Source organism: Centipeda periodontii DSM 2778, from assembly GCF_000213975.1.
Taxonomy (GTDB): domain Bacteria; phylum Bacillota; class Negativicutes; order Selenomonadales; family Selenomonadaceae; genus Centipeda; species Centipeda periodontii.
In genome coordinates, this window is the sequence record NZ_GL892076.1 from 2,159,478 (window position 1) to 2,161,707 (window position 2,230).

Sequence of the window (2,230 nt, forward strand, 5' to 3'; positions counted from 1 at the left end):
GCCAGTGCGGGGGAAGTGGCGAGCTTGCGAGCCGATAGGGGCGCCGATGGCTCATGCGACGCACTTACGATAGAAAAACGCTACCGTTCAAGACTCCCCTTCCACCGCTTCGCGGTCCCTCCCCGTAAACGGGGGAGGCTTTGGGTGTGCGGCAATAACGCCATATCAGCTTCCCCCGCCAGTGCGGGGGAAGTGGCGAGCTTGCGAGCCGATAGGGGCGCCGGTGGCTCATGCGACGCACTTACGATAGAAAAACGCTACCGTTCAAGACGCCCCTTCCACCGTAAACGGGGGAGGCTTTTTAGGTTACAGCAATTACGCCATATTAGCTTCCCCCGCCAGTGCGGGGGAAGTGGCGAGCTTGCGAGCCGATAGGGGCGCCGGTGGCTCATGCGACGCAGTACGATATTACCATACTTTGCCGACCATAAACCAGAGACGGTTCTTTGCCTGTGCCTCCTCGCCCGCATTCCGTGCAAGTCCGATGCGCCGCGCCCAGTCGAGCCGCAGGAAATAGTCGCCGGGGCGGCTGTAGGAAACGCCGATGCCCCATCCCTTTAGCGTCGTGCCGCCATCCACGCCGTCATGCGCATACTGCACATGACCTGTGTCGTAGTAGGTGCTGAGTTCGAGATGCGGGATGCCCGTCCGATAGACGAGCTCCGCACTCGCGAGATAGCCGCTGTCGCCCGAACCCTCGCCCTGCGGGTAGGCGCGTACGCCATTCGCCCCACCGAGATAGATCTCCTCGGAGCTGTCGAGGTTGTCCCCCGCTGCCTGCAGCTGCGTCCTCACGTTCAGATGAAAACGCCCGCCGAGTTCCTGCCGTACGCCGAGATTCAGCACGCCCTTGGTAAAGCTGCCCTCTGTCCTCGCACTCCGCATCTGCCGCTCTGCCATCGTCGAGTCTGCCGCAATCGTTCCATGATAGGCGGTGAGGTCATATGTGAGCCGTGTGCGCGGGCGGTTCATCTCACCGCGCACGCCGATATGACCGGCGCTGCTGTGCTTTTCAAGTGTCATGCCGACGTTCTTGTATTCGTCCTCGAGTTTTCGGTAGTCCCATCCGTAGGTGAGGCTGACGCTGTCCCGTGCGGTGCGCAGGAGCGGCGTCGTGCCGAAGAGGCTGACGGTGTCGGCGCGTCCCTGCGCACCGAGGCGGCGGAACTCTCCCGCAAGCTCGTAGTTCATGCGGCTGACACCGAGTCCGAACATCGTGCCGTCCACGCCGACGGGGCGGATATAGGTGAGGCTGTAGTTCCTAAGGTCTGCGTTCGAGAGCATCGCGGCGAGGTTCAGCCGATCTCCGCTGCGGGTGAGGTTCGACAGCCCTACTTGCACGCCGTAGCGGTAGCGTCCCGAGGTCTTGTTCCCGTAGTTCTCGCTGTAGAGGACGAAGCTCTGCCGCTTTCCATCTTTGACGCGGATGGTGAGGTCGCTCGTGCCGAAATCCGCGCCCGGCGAGAGGAGCCCTGCCGCCTCCACGCCGCTGAGGGCGGCGATGTTATAGAGTGCCTTTTCGAGGCGCCGCCCCTCGATGGGTGCGCCCGTGTGGAGCGCGTGCGCAAGGCGGCGGATCTGCCCATCATCCACGGCGGCACTGTTCTCGATGTTGATATTGCCATAGCGTCCTGCGAGAATGCGGATCTCGAGCGTGCCGTCCGCATTCGACTGCGGCGGGAGATAGGCGGCTGCGGCGGGGTAGCCGTGGCTGCGTGCGTACTGTGTGAGATCGCCGAGGAGTGCGTTCAGCTCCGCCTCGGAGATCGTGCGCTCCGCATAGCCTGCCGCGCGGCGGTTCAGCTCGTCCGCGCTCAGCTGCGTACCGTCCTGCGTGACGGTGATGCGTGCGAGACGGAATGTGGCACTCTCCGCACCGCCCTCCGTTACGGGCAGATGACTCTTGAGTGCATTCTGCTGCGCCGTCTCTCCGATCTGCCCCGCATCGGGCGGCGGCAGATTCGTCGCCGCCAGAGCGACGGACGGGAGGAGAAATGCGGCTGCGAGAGGCAGAGCGCAATGCAATGCGTTGTGGGAAAACAGTTTCGTTTTCATAAGGACTTCTCTCCTAAATTCATTGACTTCTATTAATATTTATTTTAACAAGTCAATCAATTTATGACAACGAAATTGCAAAAAGTGACGAAATCATACACGAAAGTGATGTGTTTTTTGAGAAGAACATAAAAAAAGGGGCTGTTGCACGAAGCTAAAAAACTTCGTGCAACAG

General features: G+C 60.8%; 1 protein-coding gene. It reads right to left on the bottom strand.

Going from position 1 to position 2,230, the window contains the following annotated elements; translation table 11 throughout:
* Nucleotides 1-408: 408 nt before the first annotated feature.
* Nucleotides 409-2,055 carry a ShlB/FhaC/HecB family hemolysin secretion/activation protein gene (locus tag HMPREF9081_RS09815; protein WP_006307121.1) on the bottom strand — a complete coding sequence of 549 codons (1,647 nt, stop codon included), beginning with the start codon at nt 2,053-2,055 and terminating at the stop codon, nt 409-411.
* Between the last annotated feature and the right edge of the window lie 175 nt (nt 2,056-2,230).